This window comes from Cryobacterium melibiosiphilum (assembly GCF_003602235.1).
Lineage (GTDB): Bacteria > Actinomycetota > Actinomycetes > Actinomycetales > Microbacteriaceae > Cryobacterium > Cryobacterium melibiosiphilum.
Genome location: NZ_QZVS01000084.1, coordinates 1 through 20,123 on the forward strand (window position 1 = coordinate 1; position 20,123 = coordinate 20,123).

Sequence of the window (20,123 nt, forward strand, 5' to 3'; positions counted from 1 at the left end):
GCGCGCGGGCTCCGGGCTGGCCGTCGGCCGGGGTGCGCGGCTGCCGGCTGCCCTGCGGGTCGCCGGGCTGGCTGTGCGACGACAGTTCGAGCTGTGCGGCCAGGCCGGATCCGCCCGGTCCGGCACCGGCAAGGTCGCGGCGCAGGTCGGGCATGATCAGGCGCAGGGCCTCGCGGGCCGCGTCGCTCGGGCTGAACAGTTCGACGCGGATGCCGTCGGCCCCGACGTGCGCCCGCACGGTGACCGGCCCGAGGTTGTCGGGCGACACGGTGAGGGTCATCACGTGTTCGCCGGGCGCGACGCCGACAAGCGAGAACAGCGGCTTGGCGAGCTGGCTCGCGAGCGGGGTCTGCGGGGTGGCCGCGGCCGGGGTCGGCGCTTCGGGTGCGGCAATCGGGGTGAGAGTCGGTGTCGGGGCCGGCACGGGTGCTGCCACGACCGGGGCGACGGATGCCGGTGACGGGGTCGACGCTTCGGGTTCGGCACGGGCGGGGGCGGGTGCAGCGGTTGTGGGTGCCGCGGTGGTCGTAGGGGCCGCCTCAGGCGCTTCCGAAGAGGGTACGGCCGAGGCCAAGGAGGCATCGGCCACCGGGACGTTCGTGACGGAACTGGTCGGAACCGGCGCGCTGATCCGGTGCGCGGGGGCGGCGGCTGATTCAAGCGGCTCAGCGCCTGCCGGAGCGGGAACGGCCGAAATGCCGGCGGGTGCTTCGAGTGGGGTCGGCGCAGCCGGGGTCGTCTCTCCCCGTAGCTCTGCAGCCGGGGTGGGGTTGGCCTCAACCATGCTCGGCTCAACCATGCTCGGCTCGGCCATGCTCGCGACAACCGGGCTCACGACAACCGGGCTTGGCGCAACCGGGCCACTCGCCGTCGGGCGCGACTGCGGCGTCTTGGTCGCCACCGGGGTCGGCGCGACCGCAAGGGCAGGTGCCAGTGCCAGCGCGGGCGCGGGCACAGGAGCTGGACCGGGAGCGGGTGCAACATCGCGTCCCTGATCCGGCGTCTCGGTGCGTCCGCTGGGCTCGGTTGCGCGAGTCGACATCGGGGCGACGGCCGCCGGAACGATCACGGTCGCACCGAGGGTCAACGGCTCGGAATGGGCGAGTTCGGAGGCTGCCGGTTCGGCGTCGGTGCGTTCCGGGTCGGCGCGTTCCGGGTCTGGGCGTTCGGCGAGGGTAGGCCCTGCTGCCGGCGCCACGCTCTGCTCAGGCGCGACACTCGGCGCGACGGTCGACTCGGGCTCGCTGGTCGGCGGCGTGGAAGCCGCCTCAACCAGAACGTCAGCAACGTCAGGCGCGGCGAGTGGAGCCACACCGGGTGTGGCGAGCGGGTCGGCGAGTGCCGCGTGTTCTGCGGTGGGGTGCTCGCGACCGGCGGCAGGTACGGCTAGAACGGCGGGGGCGACGGCGAGCACCGTCAGAACGGCGGCGAAGGCCGCGGCTCCCCCGGCGACCGTCGCAGACGTTGTTCCGGCTGCGGCGGCCGGGCGGGCCGGGCCAGCGCTGGGGGTCAGCGCGAGGCTCATGAGGCACTCCCCTTCGCGAACGAGGCAAAGGCCGCGCTGAGCATGTCGGTGCCGTTCGTCGCGGTGCTGACCGAAGCGGCGAGGCTCGCGGCAGCGGTCGACGCGGTCTGCTCGGGGATGACGCGGCGGATGGTGTCGATGTCGGCATCCGTCATGTACGCCTCGACGATGCACACGTCGCGGCCCGGGTAGGGCGCGTGGATGACCTTGTTGTTGCCGGCGTAGATGAGAATGTGGGCGCCGCCGCCGGTCACAATCAGGTCGCCGGGCTGGGCCTCGGCGAGGGAGCCGACCTCGGTGCCGATGGTCATCTGGCCCGAAACCAGGCGCGGAACCTCGATGCCCAAATCGGCATAGACGGTCTGCACGAGTCCGGAGCAGTCCATACCGGTCGAGTCCGTGCCGCCGAAAACGTAGGGAACGCCCAGGTATTTCTGGGCGGCGGTGGCGACATCCGTTCCTGTTACCGAACCGGGGTTGGCGATCGTTCCGCCGGTGGTCGGGACGGTCACACCGAGAGCGGATGCGAGGCTCGAGGCGAAGTCGGACGCCGACCCGGAGGTGGCGGCCGACGACAGCGCCGTGCTGGCCGCCGTCGTGGAGGCGGCCCGGGCCGTGCCGGAGAACTGCTGCAGCATGGACTGGATCTGTCCGATGCGGCCCAGGGTGTCGCTCATGCTCATTCGGGCTCACCGCCCTGGTCGCGGTGCCATCGGGTCGACGCGATCTCGTCGAGCACGGTCTGTTCGGCGTGGAGGTCTTCGGCGGCGAGGGCTTCGGCGTGGCGCACCTCGAGCTTTTCGAGGCGGATCGAGTCGGCGCGGGCCGAATCAAACACGGTCTGGGCGGCATCCACCGCAGTCTGGTGATTGCGGCCGAGAGCGTCGAGGTCACCGAGCATGCTGCGCGAGGACGCGCGGGCCGCGGCCATCGCGCTCAGTGCGGCCATGTTCGTGGGGGTCGCCGAGAGGCCGTAGAGCGCGGCGCGGGCGTGCAGGTGGCGTTCGTCGTGAGCGCGCAGCGCCGTGTTGGCGGCGGCGAGCTCGACCGAGGCCTGATCCTGCTGCAGGTGCCGCAGGCGCAACAGGCCGGCGAGCGGAAAGAGGCGCTTCATGCGGCCACCGCCAGCTGGCGGGTGAGCTGCGCGAGGCGGTCCCAGGCCGCGTTTGCGGGAGTCTGGTCGTCCATCCGCTGCTGCAGAAAGGCGTTGATGGCGGCCTCGTGGGTGACGGCGGCGTCCACGAGCGGGTTGGTGCCGGCCCGGTACGCGCCCACGTCGAGCAGGTCCTGCGCGTTCTGGCGCGCGGCCAGAACCTTGCGCAGGGTGCTGGCGATGCGGTTGCGCTCGGGGGTGTTCACCCGCGAAGCGACCCGCGAGATGGAGGCCAGCGCGTCGACGGAGGGAAAGTGGCCCATGACGGCGAGTTTGCGGTCGAGCACGACGTGGCCGTCGAGAATCGAGCGGGCGGCGTCGGCGATGGGTTCGTTGTGGTCGTCACCGTCGACGAGCACGGTGTAGATGCCGGTGATCGAGCCGGTTTCGCCGGTTCCGGCGCGTTCGAGCAGCCGGGCGAGCAGCGAGAACGTCGACGGCGGATAGCCGCGGGTCGCCGGCGGCTCCCCCACCGACAGCCCGATTTCGCGCTGGGCCATGGCCACGCGGGTGAGCGAGTCCATCATCAGCACGACGTGCTTTCCCTGGTCGCGGAAGGATTCGGCGATCCGCGTCGCGGTGAACGCGGCGCGCAGGCGCATCATGGCGGGTTCGTCGCTGGTCGAGACAACCACGATGGAGCGGGCGAGGCCCTCGGCGCCGAGGTCGTCTTCGAGAAACTCGCGCACCTCGCGGCCCCGCTCGCCGACGAGGGCGATGACCGACACTTCGGCATCCGTACCCCGGGCGATCATCGACAGCAGCGAGGACTTGCCCACGCCGGAACCGGCGAACAGGCCCATGCGCTGGCCGCGGCCCATCGTGGTAAGGGTGTCGAGCACCCGCACGCCGAGCTGCAAGGGGGTGTCGATGCGGGCGCGGCCCATGGCCGAGGGGCTCTCGTTGTCGAACGAGACATAGGCGTCGACGATGAGCGGGCCCTTGCCGTCGATCGGGCGGCCGAGGCCGTCGACGACCCGGCCGAAGAGGCCCTGGCCGCTCGGAACCAGCAGGGGGGTGCTGGCGGCCCGGGCGGGGGCGCCGGCCTGCAGCCCGGTCAGGCGACCGAGCGGCATGCAGCGGATGCCGTCACGCGTAGTCGCGACGACCTCGGCGTCGATGCGCGGGTTGTCGCCGAGGGTGATGAGGTCGCCGATCGCCGCGGGCAGGCCGCGCAGCTCGACGCTCAGGCCGATGATGGAGGAGACGGTGCCCACGCGCTCGGGCAGGGCCGCGGCGAGGGCCGGGGTCAGGGTGTCGGTGCGGGGGCGCCAGGCCGAAGGTTCGGGCAGTGCCGGCACGGGGGCGGCCGACTGCGGCAGCGGCGCGGCCTGCACGGCGGCGGGCGTGAGGGACGCTGCGGACACGACCGGCGGCGTTGCGAGGGTGAAGCCTGACGCGGTCACAGTCGAGCCCCCGTCAGTGCGGCCTTCGCGCGGGCGAAGGCGCTCGCGAGCCGGGCATCGAGAAAGCCGTCAGAGAAATCGACGACGGCGTCGCCGCGGTTGAGCGTCGGGTCGCCGACGAGCTCGACTCCCGGCAGTGCTGCCGTGGCGGAGCCGAACATGCTTCCGCTCACGGTGCTGTTGAGGGCGAGCACGTCGGCCGGGTGCATGCGCACCGTGCGGGTCTCCCCCTCGTCGGCCTGGCTGAGCGCGCGTTCGAACGCGCGGCGCGCCGAGGTCTCGGTGTCGGCCAATTCGAAGCCGATGACGGCCTCGGTCAGTTCGAGGGCCGTCTCGATGAGGGCGGACTCGACCTCAAGAATGTTCGGGGCGGCCTTGGCGTCGAGGGCGGCCGCGGCGGCGCCGAGCAGCTGCACGGCATAGTCGACACGTGCCTGGGCGGTCTGCGCCGCCGCGACCTGCGCGTGCTCGATGCGCAGGGTCTGGGCGGCGGCCTCCTCGGCGGCCGCGCGCAACCCGGCGGCGTACCCGGCCGAGTGTCCCTCAGCGCGGGCCTGCTCGCGAATCTGCACCGCGGCATCCGTCTGGGCGGCCGTTTCGCTGGTCGTCGGCGCGTTCAGGCGCGGAAAGACCAGGTTGGAGAAACCGGCCGGCGCGGCACCGCCCCTAGTTGACATATTCATCTTCAGCTCCGCGGCTGATGGTGATCGAGCCCTGGGCCTCGAGGTCGCGGATGGCGCGCACGATCTCCGCACGGGCGTCTTCCACCTGGCGCACACGCACCGGGCCGAGACTCTGTGTCTCGTCGTCGAGGATGTCGCGGTTGCGTTCGGACAGGTTCGCTCGGATGACCTCGACGACGGCACTCGAGGTGCCCTTCATGGCGGTCGCGAGAACGCTCGCGTCGATGCCGCGCAGTACCTGCTGCACGTCGCGGCTCTCGAGGCGCACGATGTCGGTGAAGGTGAGCATGTGGGAGCGCACCTCGTCGGCGAGGGCCGGGTCGCGGGCGTCGAGGCCTTCGAGCAGGGCGCGTTCGGTGGCGGCATCCGCTCGGTTGATGATCTCGACCAGCGGCTGCACGCCGCCGACGACCTCGATCGGGTCGCGGGACACGCTCGCGCCGACCCGCAGCTTCAGCGTGTCGGTGACGACCCGAATAGCCTCGGGCGAGGCACTGCCCATGGTGGCGATGCAGAGCACGACGTCGGTGCGCAACGGGTCGCTCATGCCGCTGAGCACGGCGGATGCCCGTTCCCGGCTGAGGTGGGCCAGCACGAGTGCGACCGTCTGGGGCAGTTCGCCCTCGAGCAGGTTGATGACGCCGGAGGCGTCGGAGGAGTCGAGAAACTCGAAGGCTTTGCCGGCCAGGGAGCTGGCGACCCGAGCCATGACGCCGGCCGCTCGATCAGAGCCGTAGGAGGATTCGAGGAGCCCCCGGGCGAAGTCGTGGCCGCCCTGGGAGTGCCGACCGCCGCGCCGCGAGATCTCCTGGAACTCGACCAGGATGCTCTCGGCGAGTTCGGCGTCGACCTTGTTGAGCTGGATGAGTTCGGCCGTGATGACCTCGGCCTCGGCGTCGGTGAACTGCTTCATCACATCGGTCGCCTGGATCGAGTTCATGTTCATGAGCACGACGGCGACCTTCTGGGGGCCGTTCAGCTGTTGCAGCGCGTCGGTCATCAGGACTGCCGATCACTCATCAGGCTGCGCAGGTAGTCCGCGGTGCGGTGCGGATCGCTGCGGGCCAGGTTGTCGATCTCACCGCGACGCAGGTCGCCCTCGGTCGGCGGCGTGAGCAGTTCGGTCGGGGCGTCGATCGGCCGCGGCGTGAACGGAGCGGGAAGCGCGATCGGCATGGTCATGCCGCCGAGGGCCTGCTGCTTCGTGAGCGCGTCGAGGGCGTCGAGTTCGTCCATGTCGACGGTCTCGCGGCTCTGCCGGCGCGAGCGGCGGGCGTAGACGAGCAGCGATGCGGCGACGGCGAGCACGATGCCGACCGTCATGACGATCGTGCGGATGAGCTCGGCCTGCGCGGCGGCAGCGGTGGCGTCCGCGGCGGCGGCCAGGGCGGCATCCGCGGCGGCAGCGCCAGTGGCGTCGAAGGCCATCACCTCGACGGTGACGGCGTCGCCGCGGGCCGCGTCGATGCCGGCGGCCGAAGAGACGAGCGAGGTGATGTCGGCGACGTTGATGCCGGCGGCGGCATCGGCGTTGACGGCCACGGAAACCGTCTGGCGGGTCATCTGGCCGGCCGGAATCACGGTCGACTCGGTGACCTTGTTGACCGCGTTGTTGCGTGTCGTGGATTCGGAGTCGAAGGTGCCGTCATCGCCGGTGGTTGTGGCGGCGGTGTCGGTGCCGAGCACGCCGCCGGCCGTGGCGCCGGAACCGGTGTAGGTCTCGGTCTCGCTGGTCTCGGTGAGCGCCGGAGCATCGACCGGGTTGGTGAAGGTCTCTTCGACCCGTTCGCCGGTCTGGGTGCTCATGTCGGCGGCGACGACCACGGTGGCGTTGCCGCTGCCGACGACCGTGTCGAGCATGGCCTGCACGGCGCCCTGCACGCGGCTTTCGTAGTCGGAGGCCTGCTGAGCGCTGGAGCCGGTGGTGCCCACGCCCACGGCGCTGAGCACGGTGCCGGCCGCGTCGACGACGGCGACGTCGCTGGCCTTCATGCCGTCGATCGACGCGCTGGTGAGGTGCACGATCGCCTGAACCTGGTCGTTGGACAGAGTCACGCCGTTGCTGGTCTGCACGAAGACGGATGCCGTGGGGTCACCCTGCTCAGACACGAACACGCTCTCCTCGGGGATCGCGAGCTGTACCGAGGCGTTCTGCACGCCGTCGAGAGCCATGATCGTCGAGGCCAGTTCACCCTCGAGCGCACGCTTGTAGGTGACCGACTGCTGAAACTCGCTCGAGGTGACGCCCATGGTGTCGAGCAGCGAGTAGCCGCCCGTGCTGTCGGAGGGCAGGCCGGCCGCGGCCGACTTCAGGCGCTGGGCGTAGACATCCGCTTCGGGAACCATGATGGTGGCGCCGCCGTCGGCGAGCTCGTAGCCGATGCCGTCGGCCTGCAGCTGCTCGACGATGGTGTTGGCGTCGGAGCCACTGAGGCCGGAGAACAGGGGGGTGTATGCGGGCTTGGCGGCCCACATGGTGAGGGCGGCGATGCCGAGCACGAGCACGGCGACGCCGATGATGGCGAGGGTGCGCTGGCCCACAGTGAACGCCTTGATGGCGTTGCCGAAGCGTCGGAATGCCGACGTCATCTGAGCGGGCATCAGGCCTGCATCCGCATGATCTCGGTGAACGCGTCGATGCCCTTGTTACGGATCGCGGCGACGAGTTCGAGGGTGACCTGCGCCTCGGTCGAGGCGATCGTGGCGCTGGCGATGTCGCCGACACCACCCTCGACGGCTTTGAGCGCGAGGTTGTTGGAGGTGTTCTGCAGGGTCTGCACGTTTTCGACCGCGCCGGCGAGGGCCACGCCAAAGCTGGCGCCGTCGTCCTGATTGCCCTGGGTGCTGGCGATCGAAGTGGTGCCCGAGACACCAGCGGTGCCGGCAACGCTCGACACCAGGGAAATTGCGCTGAAAGGCATCAGCCACGACCAATCTGCAAAGCGGCTTCATAGGCGGTCTTGGCCCGGTCGACGACGGCCGCGTTCGCCTGGTAACCGCGCTGCGCCATGATGAGCTGGCCCATCTGCTCGGACAGGTCGATGTCGGGGTAGCGCACATAGCCCGCCGCGTTGGCCAGGGCGTTGGTGGGTTCGTAGACGAGCAGGCCCTCGGTGTCGCCGAGAGCGGCGTCGGCGGTGACACCGGTGAGGCCCTCACCTTCCTGGGCCACAATCAGCCGTTCCTGGAAGGCGGCGTCGTCACCGCCGCGCACGGTGTTCGCGTTGGCGATGTTATCGGCGATGGCGTCGAGCCACTTGCGGTGCAGGGCCATGCCGCTCCCGGCGATGCTGATGGCGTCTGTCATTAGTTGGTCCTCATTGCGGTGCGCAGGCCGGTAACCGGGCCTTCAACGGCCTTGGCGGCGAACTGGTAACGCAGCAGGGCTTCGGTGCTGGCGAGGGTCTCGACATCGAGGTTCACGTTGTTGCCGTTGAGCTTTGTCGCCTCGTCGGAGCGCGTCACGGTGGGCGTGATGATGCCGCTGCCCTCTTCGATCGACCGGGCGAGGGCTCCTTCGAAGGAGACCACCTGGGCACGGTAATCGGGGGTGTTGACGTTGGCGATGTTGGTCGCGATGACGCTCTGGCGCAGGGACAGCGCGGTCAGCGTGCTGGCGAGTGCGTTGGAGGTCACCGATCCAAGCATGATGTTCCGTTTCGTCGTGAAAAGACAAGACGGCCGATCCGTGGCCAGTGGCGAGCACTCCGTACTCAAGTCCTGCTATCGGCTCTTATCCGAGTGCCGTTAGGAGTGGGGGCAAAAATCTTAGGAAATTCTTACGAAATTCTTTCGTCTATCCTGCGACATCGAGATAAACGGATGTTCCGGGGTTGCGTGCCGGGGGCACCGACCGCACCGCGGCCAGGTGCTGCAACGTGACCCGCTTGGCCTTCTCTAGCTCCCCCACAATCTTCCGCTGATTCACGAGCACATCCTGAGCCCGCTCCGCCAGCTCCGCCGGCAGTGCCCCAATGCCCTCCGGCACAGCCCAAGTTGGGGAGTCCACGCCTTCCGGTTGTCGAGCCTGCCGAGACACGCGCCCGGTCGAAACCCCGCGAGCCGATCCCATGACCCGCGCGGCGTCATCCAACCGAACTTCCATATCCCCCAGCACCCGTTCCCAGGCGCTCACATTCTCAGACTCAGCCAATCCCCAGATCTCCCCCGGCTCGCATCGGCGCCGTCTGCGCCGGCAGCATCTCCGCGGCCTCGTGCCAGGTCTGCCGCAGCGGCTCGAGCAGCGCAATGCACTCCCGAGTGCGGGCCGGATCGCGGTTCGTGTTGGCGCCCATCATCGCCGTCGACACGTACGTATACAGAGCGAACAGTCCCTCGCCACCGTCCCACGCGTCGATGTTGAGCGATGTACTCAGCTCCGACACGATGGCCTGGGCGTGAATCAAATTGTTCGACGCGACCTGCCAGTCCTGCCCCTCCTGCGCGACCTCCGCACGGTTCAGGTCGAGCAGCAGACGGTCGTAGAGCATCGTGAGCAGGCGAACCGGCGTCGCCGAGAGAATGGCTTCGCGGTTGTAGCGGGCACGCTGCGCTTGGGCGCCGGCATTCATCGTCATGGTCATGAGCTCGATTTCGAGGCGTTGAGGGATTCCACCTGGGCAGTGAGCCAGGCCGACTGAGCGTTCATGTTGCTCAGCTGCACCTCGAGCGACGCGTAGGTGCGCTCCAGGCTGCTTCGACGGGAGGTTAGGCGCAGGTCCCAGCTGTCGATCTGGGTTCCGAGGCTCTTGACCAAGCTCTCCTGGCCGGTGATCTTGGAGGTGAGCAGGCCGTCATATTTGTCGGAGGCACTCTCCGCGGCCCCCGCAACGCGGGTGGCGATTTCGGTGAGCACACTCTTCACGTAGTCCGGGTCTTCGGCCATCGCGGCGGCAAACTTCTCCGCGTCGAATTCGAGGGTGCCGCTCTTGGTGATGCTGATGCCGATTTCCGAGGGTGATCGCCCGTCAACGGGCATCGACGCGGCCGAGATCAACAGTTGCTGGGCGGCCCGTACCGTGGTGTCTCCGCTGAAGATGCCGGCCGACACGATGGCGGCGCCGCTGCTGTCGGTGCTGTTCACGACGGCGGTCTTAGTGGAAATCTGCGCGAAGATGGCGTTCAGAGACGAGACCAGACCTTCCGCAATCGCGCTGACGGCGTCGTCATCGCTGGTGACCGTGATCGTGACCGGCACGTCCGAGGCCGCCGTCACGGTGACGGCTACTCCGGGGAGGAGTTCGGCGAACGTGTTGCTGCTGGAGCTGATGCTTTGCGCGGCCGTGGTTCCCGACCAGAGGGTCACCTGTGCGTCCTGCGCGGTCTTGATCGTCGTCAGCGTGGCATTGTCCACGGTGAACCCGGCATCGGCGCCGGGCTCCGCCGACGTAAATTGCAGGCGATAGAGGGCGTTACCGTTGGCGTCTGCGCCCGCGGCAACCTTGACCGCGGAAACGCCGGCCTCGGATGCATTCACCGCGGTCACGACGTCGTCGAGCGACGTGGAGTCGGCCGCGATCGTGGTGACGGTGCCCGAGGCACTCGTGATCGTGAAGTCCGATACCGCCCATTCGGTCACGGTGTCGGAGACGGACACCTGGGTCTGGGCGAGGCGATCGACGACGATGTCGATGGAGCCGGCGCTGGCCGTACTGCTTGCGGTGGTGGTGACGCCGGTGGAACTGCTCGATGCGGTGTACAGATCGAGGGCGTTGGCCACGGTGGACTCGGTCGCGAGGGTGGCGAGCGAGGCAATCGACGAGTTGAGAGCCTGAAGGCCGGTGACCAGCGTATTGGCGGTCGTGACCTTGGACTTCAGCAGTGTCTGTGGGCCTGCCTCGAGAGTCATCAGGGAGTTGATGAGGGCCGTGGTGTCCAGGCCGCTAATGAGGCCGTCAACTGCCATCGACATGGTGACGCCTTTCCGAAATTAGCCTGAAACCGAAGTGAGCCTGAAACCGAAGTGAGCCTGAAACCGAAGTGAGCCTGAAAGAAGGGTGTGGGTTAACGAGTTGCGGCAACCGCGAGACGAGGTCCAGTTCGCCCCGCGGTTGCCGCAAACCTCAGATCACGTGCGACCTGATGTGGTGCCGGTGTTACTGGAGAAGCTGCATCACGCCCGAGTTGGACTGGTTTGCCTGCGCGAGCATGGCGGTACCGGCCTGGGACAGGATGTTTGCGCGGGTGTACTTGACCATTTCCTCGGCCATGTCGGTGTCGCGAATACGCGATCCGGCAGCGGTGAGGTTCTCCTTCGAGACGGCCAGGGTCTTGACGACACTTTCAAACCGGTTCTGGTCCGCACCAAGGTCGGCACGTGCCGTCGAGACAGCGGTGATCTGCACGTCGAGAGCCGCAATCGTCGTCAAAGCTACGTCAGCACTGGAAAATCCTGAAACGTAGGGCGTGGCGTCCGAACCGTCGCCGGTGACGACGCTCATGGCGCTGACGGCGGCACCAATTTCCGTTACGTCGGTGAAGCTGACGGAAATCTGATCGTCGGCTGTCGATCCTCCACCGACCTGGAAGGTCAGTTCAGCAGCGACGTGACTGTCGTCCGTGGACGTATCGCCCAGGAGCTTGATTCCGTTGAAGTTCGTCGATTCACCGATTCGGGTCAGCTCAGCACCCAAGGCGGCAACCTCAGTCGCGATTGCCTTGCGCGAATCGCCGTTGTTCGAGTCGTTACCAGCCTGAACGGCGAGATCGCGCACGCGCTGAAGAATGGAGTGGACCTCGGTGAGAGAACCTTCAGCGGTCTGGATGACGCTGATGCCGTCTTGCGCGTTGCGGGCAGCGACCGTGAGGCCACCGACCTGGGACTTCAGGCCCTCCGAGATTGCGAGGCCGGCCGCGTCATCCGCTGCGCGGTTGATGCGAAGACCACTGGAGAGCTTTTCGAGCGACTTGCTGAGGTCGTTCTGTGTGGTGGAAAGGTTGCGGTAAGCGTTGTTTGCCGCGACGTTGGTGTTGACCTGCATGCCCATGATGAATCCTCCGTGATTGGGTCGTGTTGCGCCGGCCCATCCATGGGCCAGCACAAAGAGCTATCGGCCGGGGGTGGGGTGAGGTTAGGCGGGGAGGGGAGATTCTTTTAAATCGGGCGATCGGGCGATCGGGGGGCGGTTGAGTTTGAGGAGCGGCTTGCGGGGTTTCGACCGGGCGCAAGTCTCGACAAGCTCGACAACCGACGCGCGCCCGGCTCAACCAGCGGTGAGTGGTCGAAGGGGGCGCGCGCTTGGGGTGTGACTACTGGGGCTTGGGCTCCAGGATTTGCAAGACGTCGGCGTTGGACTGCCGGGCCTGGGCACTGACGGCGGTGGCGGGCTCGGCGAGGATCTTCTCCTGCGTCACCTCGGCCACCTGAGCGGCCATTTCACCGCTCGTGATGCGCGACGCTGCGGCGAGGCGGTTTTCGGTGGCGACGGCATCCGTCTTGGTAGCCAGGGAGACGGTGTCAACCGGCGTGCTCTGCACCCCGCCCGAGAGGGCGACGGTTGGCTGGGCTACTCCCCCCCGGGTGCCCTCCGCTCTCGCCGGCGTGGACGGTGTCGAAATATTGTTGTTCAGCTGCATACCCATGATGTGTTCTTCCGTGTTGGGTGTAACGTCACCGGCCCATCCGTGGGCCGGCGGTGGTCCCGCCGCGGGGAAGCGGCGGGCTAATCGTGCCCGCGGGTCTGGGGGGCTCGACAAGCGTGGGGGCTAGGAAGCGGCCAATTCGTCGACGTGTAGTCGTTCGTGCACGGCTCGGGTCATGCCGACCGCGGCGACATCGGCGAGGCGGGCGAGGTAGGCGCTGCGGCGGGCCGGCGCGATGCGCGACTCCGGCTCGTAGGTGGCCTCGGCGTCGTCGGCGTAGTGAGTGCCGAGACCGTCGCGCAGCAGGCGGATCGCTTCGGCCCGCAGCTGCGAGACGGCGGAGTGCGTGGTGCCGAGCTCGGCCGCGATCTCTTTCACCGTGCGGTCGTCGAAGTAGACCTGCTCCACGATGACCCGCATGTTCTCGGGCAGCGCGGCGATCGCGGCTCGCAGGTACACGAGCCGCTCGGACGACAGCAGCGCTTCCTCGGGCAGCACGGTCTCGGCAACCAGAAACTCGGCCGTCGTGTCGTCAAGGGTCGACAGCGTCCGGGCGGCATCGGCCAGGCCGGCGGAGGCCGTCTCCCTGTCCACTCCGAGCGCTGCGGCTATCTCGCCCACGTTGGGAGTGCGCCCGAGGGCGGCGGAGAGTGTCTCCTGCACGGCGAGGGTCTCTTTGATGCGCTTGCGCGCGGAGCGGGTAGCCCAATCGCTCGAGCGCATGTCGTCGGCGAAGGCCCCGATGATGCGGCGGCGGGCGAAGGCACCGAAGGGAACCCCGAGGGCGGGATTGAAGGCATCCGCTGACGTGATCAGGGCGACCGCACCGGCCGAGGCGAGGTCGTCGCGGGACAGGTGACGGGCCTTGGCCCAGACCTCGGAGACGAGATAACCCACCAGAGGGAGGTTTTCGACCACGAGCGCATTACGTTCGGTGCGGTTCACGAGCGGGCCCCCAGTGCGAGTTGAACGGATTGTGAAGCTGGACGGAATATTATTGAATTGCTACAATCACCCGTATGTGTGTCCACGCGAATAGTCAATCGGAGCCTTCGCTTTAAAGGTACATACCGTGGCATTACAAAGAGTTCAGGCAATGCCCCCCATTCGGGGAGAATTCGTCCTATCTTTGAGGGACAGACGTTGAGTACACCCCGAAAAAAGAGGCCCACCGCGTCTTACATTCCGCGAACCAGGGCCGACAGTACCTACGAACGAGTTGGAAGGCCCCCGCATGCGCGGGGTGAACCGCGTGAACGAAAGGATGGTTGAGGGCATGGGCGCCAATGAACTGTCTGCGCTGCTCTGGCGTGAACGCGAGTTGCTCGAACTCTTGATTTTCAAGCTCGAAGAAGAACACCTGCTGCTGCAGGGCGGCAAGGGCCGCTGGCTGCAGCACGCCACCCGCGAGGTCGAGCAGGTGCTCAACCTGGTGCGCGAAGCCGGCCTGGGCCGCGCCGTCGAGGTCGCCCACCTCGCCACCGAGTGGGGCACCAACGAAGACGCCAATCTGCGGGAGCTCGCCAGCCAGGCCCCGGCTGGCCCGTGGGGCGAGATTTTCGCCGCCCACCTCAAAGCCATGGGCGACCTCACCGTGCAGATCAAAGACCTGCGAGACACCAACGAGAAGTTCATCCGCAGCGCCGCGCGCTCGGCGCAGGAGACCCTTGCAGGACTGTGCCCCGCCGTGGCCACCTACGACGCCCGCGGCAACGACGGCGCCGCCCTCAGCGCGGCCGCCCGCCTGTTCGACCAGAACCTGTGATGTTTCGCCCATGAGCACCTTCGGCGGCCTCAACACCGCGTACACCGGCCTCGTCGCCGCTCGGCAGGGCCTCAACACGGTCGGCCAGAACATCGCCAACGCCAACACGGATGGCTATACCCGCCAGCGCGTGACGACCTCGTCGATCGCGGCCACTGCCCAGACCGGTGCCGTTGCCAATGCCGGAACCGTCGGCCAGGGTGTCTCGGTCGACGGCGTGGCCCGCTTCGGCAGCGCCCAGCTCGACGCTGGCGTGCGCACGAGCGCTGGGGCCGCCGGCTACTCTGCGGTGCGCGCCAACACCCTCGCCGCCCTCGAAACCTCGCTCAACGAACCCGGCGACAGCGGACTCAGCGCGAAGCTCGGCGAGTTCTGGTCGGGCTGGCAGACCCTCGCCAACGGCGCTGACGACCCTACCAACGGCTCGCTGCTGCTCGAGACCGCCGGCCAGCTCGCCACGCAGATCTCGCAGGGTTACTCAGCGGTCGAGAACCAGTGGGCATCGGCTCGCAACGACCTGTCGTCGATGGCCGAGGAACTGAACGGCGCCGCCAGCCAGGTCGCGTCGCTCAACACCCAGATTCGCTCGGCGCTGGCGTCGGGCGGCTCCGCCAACGAACTGATCGACCAGCGCAGCCAGCTCACCACGACGATCGCCGCGCTCACCGGCGCGAGCGTGCGCGACCAGGCCGACGGCACCGTCACGGTCGTCATCGGCGGCAACGCGCTGGTCAGCGGCGACTTCGCCAACGCGCTCAGCGTCTCGGGAGCCACGTCCCTCGATGGGCTGGACGCGAACCCGGTCAGCCTGACCTGGGCCTCCGGCACGACCGTTTCGATCGAGGGCGGCGAGATGGCCGGCTCCTTGTCGCTGCTCGGCTCGGCCAACGACTCCGGCACCGGCGGCGTGCTCGCCGAAGCAGCGGCCTCGTACAACTCGTTTGCGGGAGACTTGGCCGACAAGGTCAACGCGATCTACACGTCGGCCGGCGCTGACAACCTCTTCTCGTACACCGCGGGCAGCGCCGCCTCTACGATCACCGTCGCGGCGACCACGGTCGTGGCGGGCGATCCGGATGCCGGTGCCTACGACGGTTCCATCGCCGACGCCGTCGCGCAGCTCGGCGCCGGCGAAGCCGTGGATGCCGACGGCGCCGCAATCGTCTCCCCCAGCGACGACTGGGCGACGTTCGTCACCCAGATCGGCGTGGTTACGCAGAGCGCGCTGCAGGGCGCGACGATCGACGACGCGGCCGCGACATCCGCTGTCGGAAGACAGCTGGCGAATGCGTCGGTCGATATGGACGAAGAAAACGTCAACCTGCTCATGTTCCAGACCGCGTACCAGGGCGCGGCACGCATGCTCACCGCGGTCGATGAGATGCTCGACACCCTCATCAACCGCACCGGATTGGTCGGGAGGTAACCCATGATCACGCGAGTGACGAGTCAGACCCAGATGCGCGACGCGCAGCGCAACCTGCAGACCAACATGGCGAACCTGGCCAAGCTGCAGGAGCAGGCCAGCTCGTTGAAGGCCATCAGCCGAGCGTCGGACAACCCGACCGCCGCCGCCAGTGCCATGGCCGTGCGCACCGAGCAGAGCGCCGTGGCCCAGTACAGCCGCAACGCCGAAAACGGCAACAACTGGCTCACCACGATCGACGGCGCCCTCGACACCGCGTCGTCGCTGATGAACAAGGTGCGCGACCTCACCGTGCAGGGCGCCAACGACGGCGCGCTGTCAGCAACGGCGAAGGAGGCCATCGCGGTCGAGCTCGAAGGATTGAAAGAAGAACTTCTCACCACGGCGAACACGACCTTCGTCGGGCGCACGGTGTTCGCCGGCAACTCCGACGCCGGCGCGGCCGTGACCGCCACGCAAGACGACGCGGGCGCGTGGACCTACACGTCACACTCCGGCGGCTCGGTCGAGCGGCGAGTGGGCGGCAGCAACACCGTGCGGGTCGACGCCGACGGCTCCGCGGTGTTCGGCGACGGCGCCGATTCGGTGTTCGCGCTGATCGACACCATCGCGAGCGAGCTGCGCGGCGGCACCAACATCGGCGGCAACCTCGACGCCCTCGACTCGCGCATGTCGGCCATGATCGAGCAACGCTCGGTGGGCGGCGCGCGGCAGGCAAACCTGGAACGAGCTCAGGAGGCTCTGATGACCAAGGCCGGAACCCTCGAATCCACCCGCTCGGGCCTGGAAGACCTCGACCTGGGCCAGGCCATCCTCGACCTCACGCTGCAGGAGACCACGTATCAGGCCGCACTCGCCGTGACCGCGCGCGTGCTGCAGCCGACCCTGATGGACTTCCTGCGATGAACACTGCTGTTGCTTCTGCTGTACCTACGATTGTGAGCCCCATGAACGCGACCCTCAGCTTCGTCACTCCCCCACCCGGGCTCGCGCCGCTCACCGCGTTCTCGCTCACCGAGATCGAGGGTGCCACGGGGTTGTTCGCGCTGCAGGCCCTCGACGCGGTCTCGACCCGGCTCTTCGTGCTCGACGCCGCCGCGTTTCTGCCCCACTACACGCCGTACATCTCGGCCGAACAGCAGGCCTCACTGGCCCTGACCGCTCCGAAGGATGCCCTCGTGCTCGTCGTCGTGAATCCCGGGGATGCCGCGGCGTCCGCTGGGGCAGCCGCTGCCACGACCGTGAACCTGATGGCGCCGATCGTCGTGAACTCCGCCACGGGTGCCGCCGCGCAGCTCATCCTGGAGGGTCAGGACTGGCCGTTGCAGGCCGCGCTCACGCCGCACGGCGCTTAGCCCCCAGCCTGCTGGTGTGGCGCGCTGCCGTGCCGGTCGTGCTCGGGGTCGTGCTCGGGGTCGTGTCGATACGTGACAGCTGAGAGCGCGCGACCCGCTCTCTGCGGTGTGGCTCGCTCACAGTTGTCACGTATCGACACGCGGGCGGCAAGCAGCGGGCAGCGGGCAGCGGGCAGCGGATGCTCCCCGCGCGGGCGCAGCCAAGGTGTCAATGTTGTACCGCGCGCCGGGTGCGGTGCCACACTGGGGCCAGAGCCTGTGCGGCCCGGCGGCTGCGCGCGAAAGGACCTGCCATGAGCTACGTACTCGTCACCGGCGGCACCGGAACCCTCGGCCGCGCCGTCGTGCCCCTGCTGCGCGCCGCCAACCTGCGCGTGCGCATCCTGAGCCGAGCGGCCGCTCCCACCGACTGCGAGCCCGGCAGCTGGGTGCGCGGAAACCTCGCGACCGGGGAGAACCTCGATGACGCCGTGCGCAACGTGAACACGATCGTGCACCTCGCCACGAACCCGCGCGGCACAGACGCACGACTCACCGGCGCGCTCATCGACGCGGCCCGCCGCGGACCCCGCATGACCGCGCCGCTCCCCCACCTGATTTACCCGTCGATCGTCGGCGTCGATCAGATTCCCCTCGGCTACTACCGGCAGAAACTCGCCGCCGAAGAGGCCGTCGCAACGTCGGTGCTGCCGTTCACCATTTTGCGCGCCACGCAGTTTCACGACCTCGTCTTCACGATGTTCGCCGCCCAGCGACGGATGCCCGCGGTCCTGGCCCCGAACATCCGCCTGCAGCCCATCGACGTGCGTGACGTCGCCGCGCAGTTGCTCGCGCTCGTGCGTGCAGGGGCGGCCGGGCGGGTCGCCGACATCGGCGGGCCCGATGTTGAGCTGGCCACCGACCTGGCCCGCGCGACGCTGTCGAGCTTTGCGCGGGCCGGGGGTTCCGGCGGCGCGCACGGTGCAGGCTCGCACGGGTCGGTGGGCTCGCGTCGGCCGATCGTGCCGCTGCGGCTGCCGGGTCGCACCTTCGCGGCGTTCGAATCGGGCCACAATCTGGTGCCGAGCCACCGCGTCGGCACTTTGAGCTACGCGGACTACCTCGTCGCCCGCGCCGCCGCTGCCCGCCTGGTCGCCGAGGCCACTGCCCCTGACGAGTCCGGCGCGGGCTAGCTGCGCTCGGCCTCGTTCAGGGCGGCCTCGAACGCGACCCAGGGCAGCATCGCGCACTTGACCCGCGCCGGGTACCGGGAGACTCCGCCGAACGCGGCGGCGTCGCCGAGCACCTCCTCGTCGGGCTCGATCTTGCCGCGGGAGCGCAGCACCTCGCGGAACGTGCCCAGCAGCTCCAGGGCATCCTCCACCGGCAATTTGGTGAGCAGATCGTGCAGTACGGATGCCGATGCCATCGAGATCGAGCAGCCGTCGCCGCTCCACTGCACCTGGTCGACATACGCGATGAGCTTCGGAAGCCGCGGGTCGTCACCGGAGATCTCGAACGGCAGGGAGTTGGAGATCGCCAGCTGTTCCGGAGTCGGCGGATCGACTTTCACGACAACCCGCAGGGTTACGTCGTCGCCGCAGGTCGTGTTGACCTGGTGCGATTGGCCGAGGTGGGTTCCGTTGGGAATCGGGATGTCGTCGATGCTCCCGAGGGGCTGGGGCGCGGCGCCGTGCCGGGCCTTGGAATGGTCGAGGATGATCTGCTGGTAGAGGTTCTGCAGGTCGCTCATCACTTACCTCCCACAGACAGTTCAGAGACGCCGAAGAACGGCCGCACCTCGGCGAGGGTCGCCAGGAACAGGTCGACCTCGTCGGTGGTCGTGTACAGGTACGCGCTCGCCCGCGTCGACGCGGTCACACCGAGGCGTTTGTGCAGCGGCTGCGCGCAGTGGTGCCCGACGCGCACGGCGATTCCGGCGTCGTCGAGGTACTGGCCCACGTCGTGCGCGTGCACGCCGGCCACGTCGACCGCGGCCAGGCCGAGCCGCTCCACACCCGCCCCGGGACCGAGCAGCCGCACCCCGGGAATTTCGGCGAGGCCCGCGACGAGGCGCTGCCCGAGCTCGGCCTCCCACGCGGCAATGCGGCCCATGCCGGTTTCGGTCAGGTAGTCCACGGCCGCGGCGAGGGCGATCGCCTGCGAGATGCGTTGCGTTCCGGCCTCGAAGCGCTGCGGCGGCGCCAAAAACTCGGCGGCCTCCATCGACACGGTCGTGATCATCGACCCGCCGGTCAGGAACGGCGGCATTGCGGCGAGCAACTCGGCGCGGCCGAACAGGGCTCCCACGCCGGTCGGACCGAGCATCTTGTGCCCGCTGAACACGGCGAAGTCCACGCCGAGCGCGGTGACGTTCACGGGCAGGTGCGGCACGGTCTGGCAGGCATCGAGCACGGTCAGCGCGCCCACGGCCTTGGCGAGCGCCACGATCTCCTCGACCGGGTTGATCACGCCGGTCACGTTGGAGGCGTGGGTGAAGGCCAGCACCCGGGTCTTCGCATTCACGATGACGGATGCCGCGGCCAGGTCGAGCGAGCCGTCATCCAGAATCGGAATGAACCGCAGGGTCGCCCCCGTGCGCAGGGCGAGCTGCTGCCACGGAATGAGGTTCGCGTGGTGCTCCCCCTCGGTGACGACGATCTCGTCGCCGGCGCCGAGCCGGAACCGGCGGGCGGCCGGGCCGCCGAGCCAGAGCGACGCGTTGCTGAACGAGTACGCGATCAGGTTGATCGCCTCGGTGGCATTGGAGGTCCAGACGATCTCATCGGTCAGGGCCCCGACGAAGGCGGCGACCTTCTCCCGCGCCAGTTCGAAGCTCTCCGTGGCGATCACCGCGAGGGTGTGGGCACCGCGGTGCACGGCGGCGTTGCGCTGCTCGTAATACTCCTGCTCGGCTTCCATCACGCTGATCGGGTTCTGCGAGGTCGCGCCCGAATCCAGATAGGTGAGCGGATGCCCGTTCACCCGTTGCGCGAGCACCGGAAAGTCGTTCCGGATGCGTTCCACCTCGACATCCGTCAGCGCGAGGGCAGACCGGGTCGGCGGGGAGGTCGGGGCGGGGAAAGGGCTCATGCTTCTAGGGTATTCCTTCCTCCGACACTCGGAACCAGTGTGTCGGAGCTGCGTGTGCCGTGCCGCGTTCTCACCACGTGAGAGCGCGGCTACCCCGGCGAGCGCCGACCGTCGATTATGGGGGTTCACCTGCGTGTTCGAGCGAGTCACACCCCGC

General features: G+C 68.4%; 23 protein-coding genes. 5 read left to right on the forward strand and 18 right to left on the reverse strand.

Features of this window, described 5'->3' with window-relative positions:
• The 16 genes from D6T64_RS11040 to D6T64_RS11115 form a co-directional block, all read right to left on the reverse strand.
• On the reverse strand, window positions 1–1,525 hold a 1,525-nt coding region (locus D6T64_RS11040; protein ID WP_199719142.1), incomplete at its 3' end, for a flagellar hook-length control protein FliK.
• Entirely contained in the window at window positions 1,522–2,202 is a 681-nt protein-coding gene (locus D6T64_RS23220; protein ID WP_325049794.1) for a C40 family peptidase, read from the reverse strand. The genes D6T64_RS23220 and D6T64_RS11040, both read right to left, overlap by 4 nt.
• Window positions 2,203–2,204: 2 nt before the next feature.
• On the reverse strand, window positions 2,205–2,639 hold the full coding sequence (locus D6T64_RS11050) for a flagellar export protein FliJ (protein WP_119974732.1): 435 nt from the start codon (window positions 2,637–2,639) through the stop codon (window positions 2,205–2,207).
• Window positions 2,636–3,970 carry a FliI/YscN family ATPase gene (locus tag D6T64_RS11055; protein ID WP_119974816.1) on the reverse strand — a complete coding sequence of 445 codons (1,335 nt, stop codon included), beginning with the start codon at window positions 3,968–3,970 and terminating at the stop codon, window positions 2,636–2,638. Before D6T64_RS11055 ends, D6T64_RS11050 begins: the two co-directional genes overlap by 4 nt.
• A 110-nt stretch (window positions 3,971–4,080) precedes the next feature.
• Window positions 4,081–4,761, reverse strand: a complete 681-nt coding sequence (locus D6T64_RS11060) for a FliH/SctL family protein (protein ID WP_158594862.1) — start codon at window positions 4,759–4,761, stop codon at window positions 4,081–4,083.
• Complete coding sequence (gene fliG, locus D6T64_RS11065) at window positions 4,751–5,767, reverse strand: flagellar motor switch protein FliG (protein WP_119974734.1); 1,017 nt, start codon at window positions 5,765–5,767, stop codon at window positions 4,751–4,753. The genes D6T64_RS11060 and fliG overlap by 11 nt, the downstream gene beginning before the upstream one ends.
• On the reverse strand, window positions 5,767–7,368 hold the full coding sequence (gene fliF, locus D6T64_RS11070) for a flagellar basal-body MS-ring/collar protein FliF (protein WP_119974735.1): 1,602 nt from the start codon (window positions 7,366–7,368) through the stop codon (window positions 5,767–5,769). The genes fliG and fliF overlap by 1 nt, the downstream gene beginning before the upstream one ends.
• Complete coding sequence (locus D6T64_RS11075; RefSeq protein ID WP_119974736.1) at window positions 7,368–7,688, reverse strand: flagellar hook-basal body complex protein FliE; 321 nt, start codon at window positions 7,686–7,688, stop codon at window positions 7,368–7,370. Before D6T64_RS11075 ends, fliF begins: the two co-directional genes overlap by 1 nt.
• Window positions 7,688–8,074: a flagellar basal body rod protein FlgC gene (locus D6T64_RS11080; protein WP_119974737.1), complete on the reverse strand. Its 387-nt coding sequence runs from the start codon at window positions 8,072–8,074 to the stop codon at window positions 7,688–7,690. Before D6T64_RS11080 ends, D6T64_RS11075 begins: the two co-directional genes overlap by 1 nt.
• On the reverse strand, window positions 8,074–8,403 hold the full coding sequence (locus D6T64_RS11085) for a flagellar basal body rod protein FlgB (RefSeq protein WP_377011401.1): 330 nt from the start codon (window positions 8,401–8,403) through the stop codon (window positions 8,074–8,076). The genes D6T64_RS11080 and D6T64_RS11085 overlap by 1 nt, the downstream gene beginning before the upstream one ends.
• A gap of 160 nt (window positions 8,404–8,563) precedes the next feature.
• A complete protein-coding gene (locus D6T64_RS23440) occupies window positions 8,564–8,695 on the reverse strand; it encodes a hypothetical protein (RefSeq protein WP_267900484.1) in 132 nt (43 codons plus the stop codon).
• 217 nt (window positions 8,696–8,912) lie between these two features.
• Entirely contained in the window at window positions 8,913–9,350 is a 438-nt protein-coding gene (gene fliS, locus D6T64_RS11095) for a flagellar export chaperone FliS (RefSeq protein ID WP_325049795.1), read from the reverse strand.
• Complete coding sequence (fliD, locus tag D6T64_RS11100) at window positions 9,347–10,678, reverse strand: flagellar filament capping protein FliD (protein WP_119974740.1); 1,332 nt, start codon at window positions 10,676–10,678, stop codon at window positions 9,347–9,349. Before fliD ends, fliS begins: the two co-directional genes overlap by 4 nt.
• Window positions 10,679–10,862: 184 nt before the next feature.
• Window positions 10,863–11,753: a flagellin N-terminal helical domain-containing protein gene (locus D6T64_RS11105; RefSeq protein WP_325049796.1), complete on the reverse strand. Its 891-nt coding sequence runs from the start codon at window positions 11,751–11,753 to the stop codon at window positions 10,863–10,865.
• Between the two features lie 262 nt (window positions 11,754–12,015).
• Window positions 12,016–12,348, reverse strand: a complete 333-nt coding sequence (locus D6T64_RS11110) for a hypothetical protein (RefSeq protein ID WP_119974741.1) — start codon at window positions 12,346–12,348, stop codon at window positions 12,016–12,018.
• A 123-nt stretch (window positions 12,349–12,471) separates the two neighbouring features.
• Window positions 12,472–13,293, reverse strand: a complete 822-nt coding sequence (locus D6T64_RS11115; protein WP_119974742.1) for a sigma-70 family RNA polymerase sigma factor — start codon at window positions 13,291–13,293, stop codon at window positions 12,472–12,474.
• A 331-nt stretch (window positions 13,294–13,624) separates the two neighbouring features.
• Between D6T64_RS11115 and D6T64_RS11120 the strand changes: the two genes are divergently transcribed.
• From D6T64_RS11120 to D6T64_RS11140, 5 genes are all read left to right on the forward strand, one after another.
• Window positions 13,625–14,113 (forward strand): flagellar protein FlgN, encoded by a 489-nt coding sequence (locus tag D6T64_RS11120; RefSeq protein WP_119974819.1) that lies wholly within the window; start codon window positions 13,625–13,627, stop codon window positions 14,111–14,113.
• A 10-nt stretch (window positions 14,114–14,123) separates the two neighbouring features.
• Window positions 14,124–15,539, forward strand: a complete 1,416-nt coding sequence (gene flgK / locus D6T64_RS11125; RefSeq protein WP_119974743.1) for a flagellar hook-associated protein FlgK — start codon at window positions 14,124–14,126, stop codon at window positions 15,537–15,539.
• 15 nt (window positions 15,540–15,554) lie between these two features.
• Entirely contained in the window at window positions 15,555–16,445 is an 891-nt protein-coding gene (gene flgL, locus D6T64_RS11130; protein WP_325049797.1) for a flagellar hook-associated protein FlgL, read from the forward strand.
• A gap of 41 nt (window positions 16,446–16,486) precedes the next feature.
• Window positions 16,487–16,894 (forward strand): flagellar assembly protein FliW, encoded by a 408-nt coding sequence (locus D6T64_RS11135; RefSeq protein WP_119974745.1) that lies wholly within the window; start codon window positions 16,487–16,489, stop codon window positions 16,892–16,894.
• A 293-nt stretch (window positions 16,895–17,187) separates the two neighbouring features.
• Window positions 17,188–18,066 (forward strand): SDR family oxidoreductase, encoded by an 879-nt coding sequence (locus D6T64_RS11140; RefSeq protein WP_119974746.1) that lies wholly within the window; start codon window positions 17,188–17,190, stop codon window positions 18,064–18,066.
• Here the strand turns inward: D6T64_RS11140 and D6T64_RS11145 are convergent.
• On the reverse strand, window positions 18,063–18,626 hold the full coding sequence (locus D6T64_RS11145; RefSeq protein ID WP_119974747.1) for an iron-sulfur cluster assembly scaffold protein: 564 nt from the start codon (window positions 18,624–18,626) through the stop codon (window positions 18,063–18,065). The two genes, D6T64_RS11140 and D6T64_RS11145, sit on opposite strands and share 4 nt — an antisense overlap.
• Complete coding sequence (locus D6T64_RS11150; RefSeq protein ID WP_119974748.1) at window positions 18,626–19,966, reverse strand: aminotransferase class V-fold PLP-dependent enzyme; 1,341 nt, start codon at window positions 19,964–19,966, stop codon at window positions 18,626–18,628. Before D6T64_RS11150 ends, D6T64_RS11145 begins: the two co-directional genes overlap by 1 nt.
• Window positions 19,967–20,123 lie beyond the last annotated feature (157 nt).

Coding starts and splice junctions, on each gene's coding strand:
- D6T64_RS23220 (WP_325049794.1), bottom strand. CDS start 2,202: ATGAGCGACACCCTGGGCCGCATCGGACAGATCCAGTCCATGCTGCAG.
- D6T64_RS11050 (WP_119974732.1), bottom strand. CDS start 2,639: ATGAAGCGCCTCTTTCCGCTCGCCGGCCTGTTGCGCCTGCGGCACCTG.
- D6T64_RS11060 (WP_158594862.1), bottom strand. CDS start 4,761: ATGTCAACTAGGGGCGGTGCCGCGCCGGCCGGTTTCTCCAACCTGGTC.
- fliG (WP_119974734.1), bottom strand. CDS start 5,767: ATGACCGACGCGCTGCAACAGCTGAACGGCCCCCAGAAGGTCGCCGTC.
- fliF (WP_119974735.1), bottom strand. CDS start 7,368: ATGCCCGCTCAGATGACGTCGGCATTCCGACGCTTCGGCAACGCCATC.
- D6T64_RS11075 (WP_119974736.1), bottom strand. CDS start 7,688: ATGCCTTTCAGCGCAATTTCCCTGGTGTCGAGCGTTGCCGGCACCGCT.
- D6T64_RS11080 (WP_119974737.1), bottom strand. CDS start 8,074: ATGACAGACGCCATCAGCATCGCCGGGAGCGGCATGGCCCTGCACCGC.
- fliS (WP_325049795.1), bottom strand. CDS start 9,350: ATGACCATGACGATGAATGCCGGCGCCCAAGCGCAGCGTGCCCGCTAC.
- fliD (WP_119974740.1), bottom strand. CDS start 10,678: ATGTCGATGGCAGTTGACGGCCTCATTAGCGGCCTGGACACCACGGCC.
- D6T64_RS11105 (WP_325049796.1), bottom strand. CDS start 11,753: ATGGGCATGCAGGTCAACACCAACGTCGCGGCAAACAACGCTTACCGC.
- D6T64_RS11110 (WP_119974741.1), bottom strand. CDS start 12,348: ATGGGTATGCAGCTGAACAACAATATTTCGACACCGTCCACGCCGGCG.
- D6T64_RS11120 (WP_119974819.1), top strand. CDS start 13,625: ATGGGCGCCAATGAACTGTCTGCGCTGCTCTGGCGTGAACGCGAGTTG.
- flgK (WP_119974743.1), top strand. CDS start 14,124: ATGAGCACCTTCGGCGGCCTCAACACCGCGTACACCGGCCTCGTCGCC.
- D6T64_RS11135 (WP_119974745.1), top strand. CDS start 16,487: ATGAACGCGACCCTCAGCTTCGTCACTCCCCCACCCGGGCTCGCGCCG.
- D6T64_RS11140 (WP_119974746.1), top strand. CDS start 17,188: ATGAGCTACGTACTCGTCACCGGCGGCACCGGAACCCTCGGCCGCGCC.
- D6T64_RS11145 (WP_119974747.1), bottom strand. CDS start 18,626: ATGAGCGACCTGCAGAACCTCTACCAGCAGATCATCCTCGACCATTCC.
- D6T64_RS11150 (WP_119974748.1), bottom strand. CDS start 19,966: ATGAGCCCTTTCCCCGCCCCGACCTCCCCGCCGACCCGGTCTGCCCTC.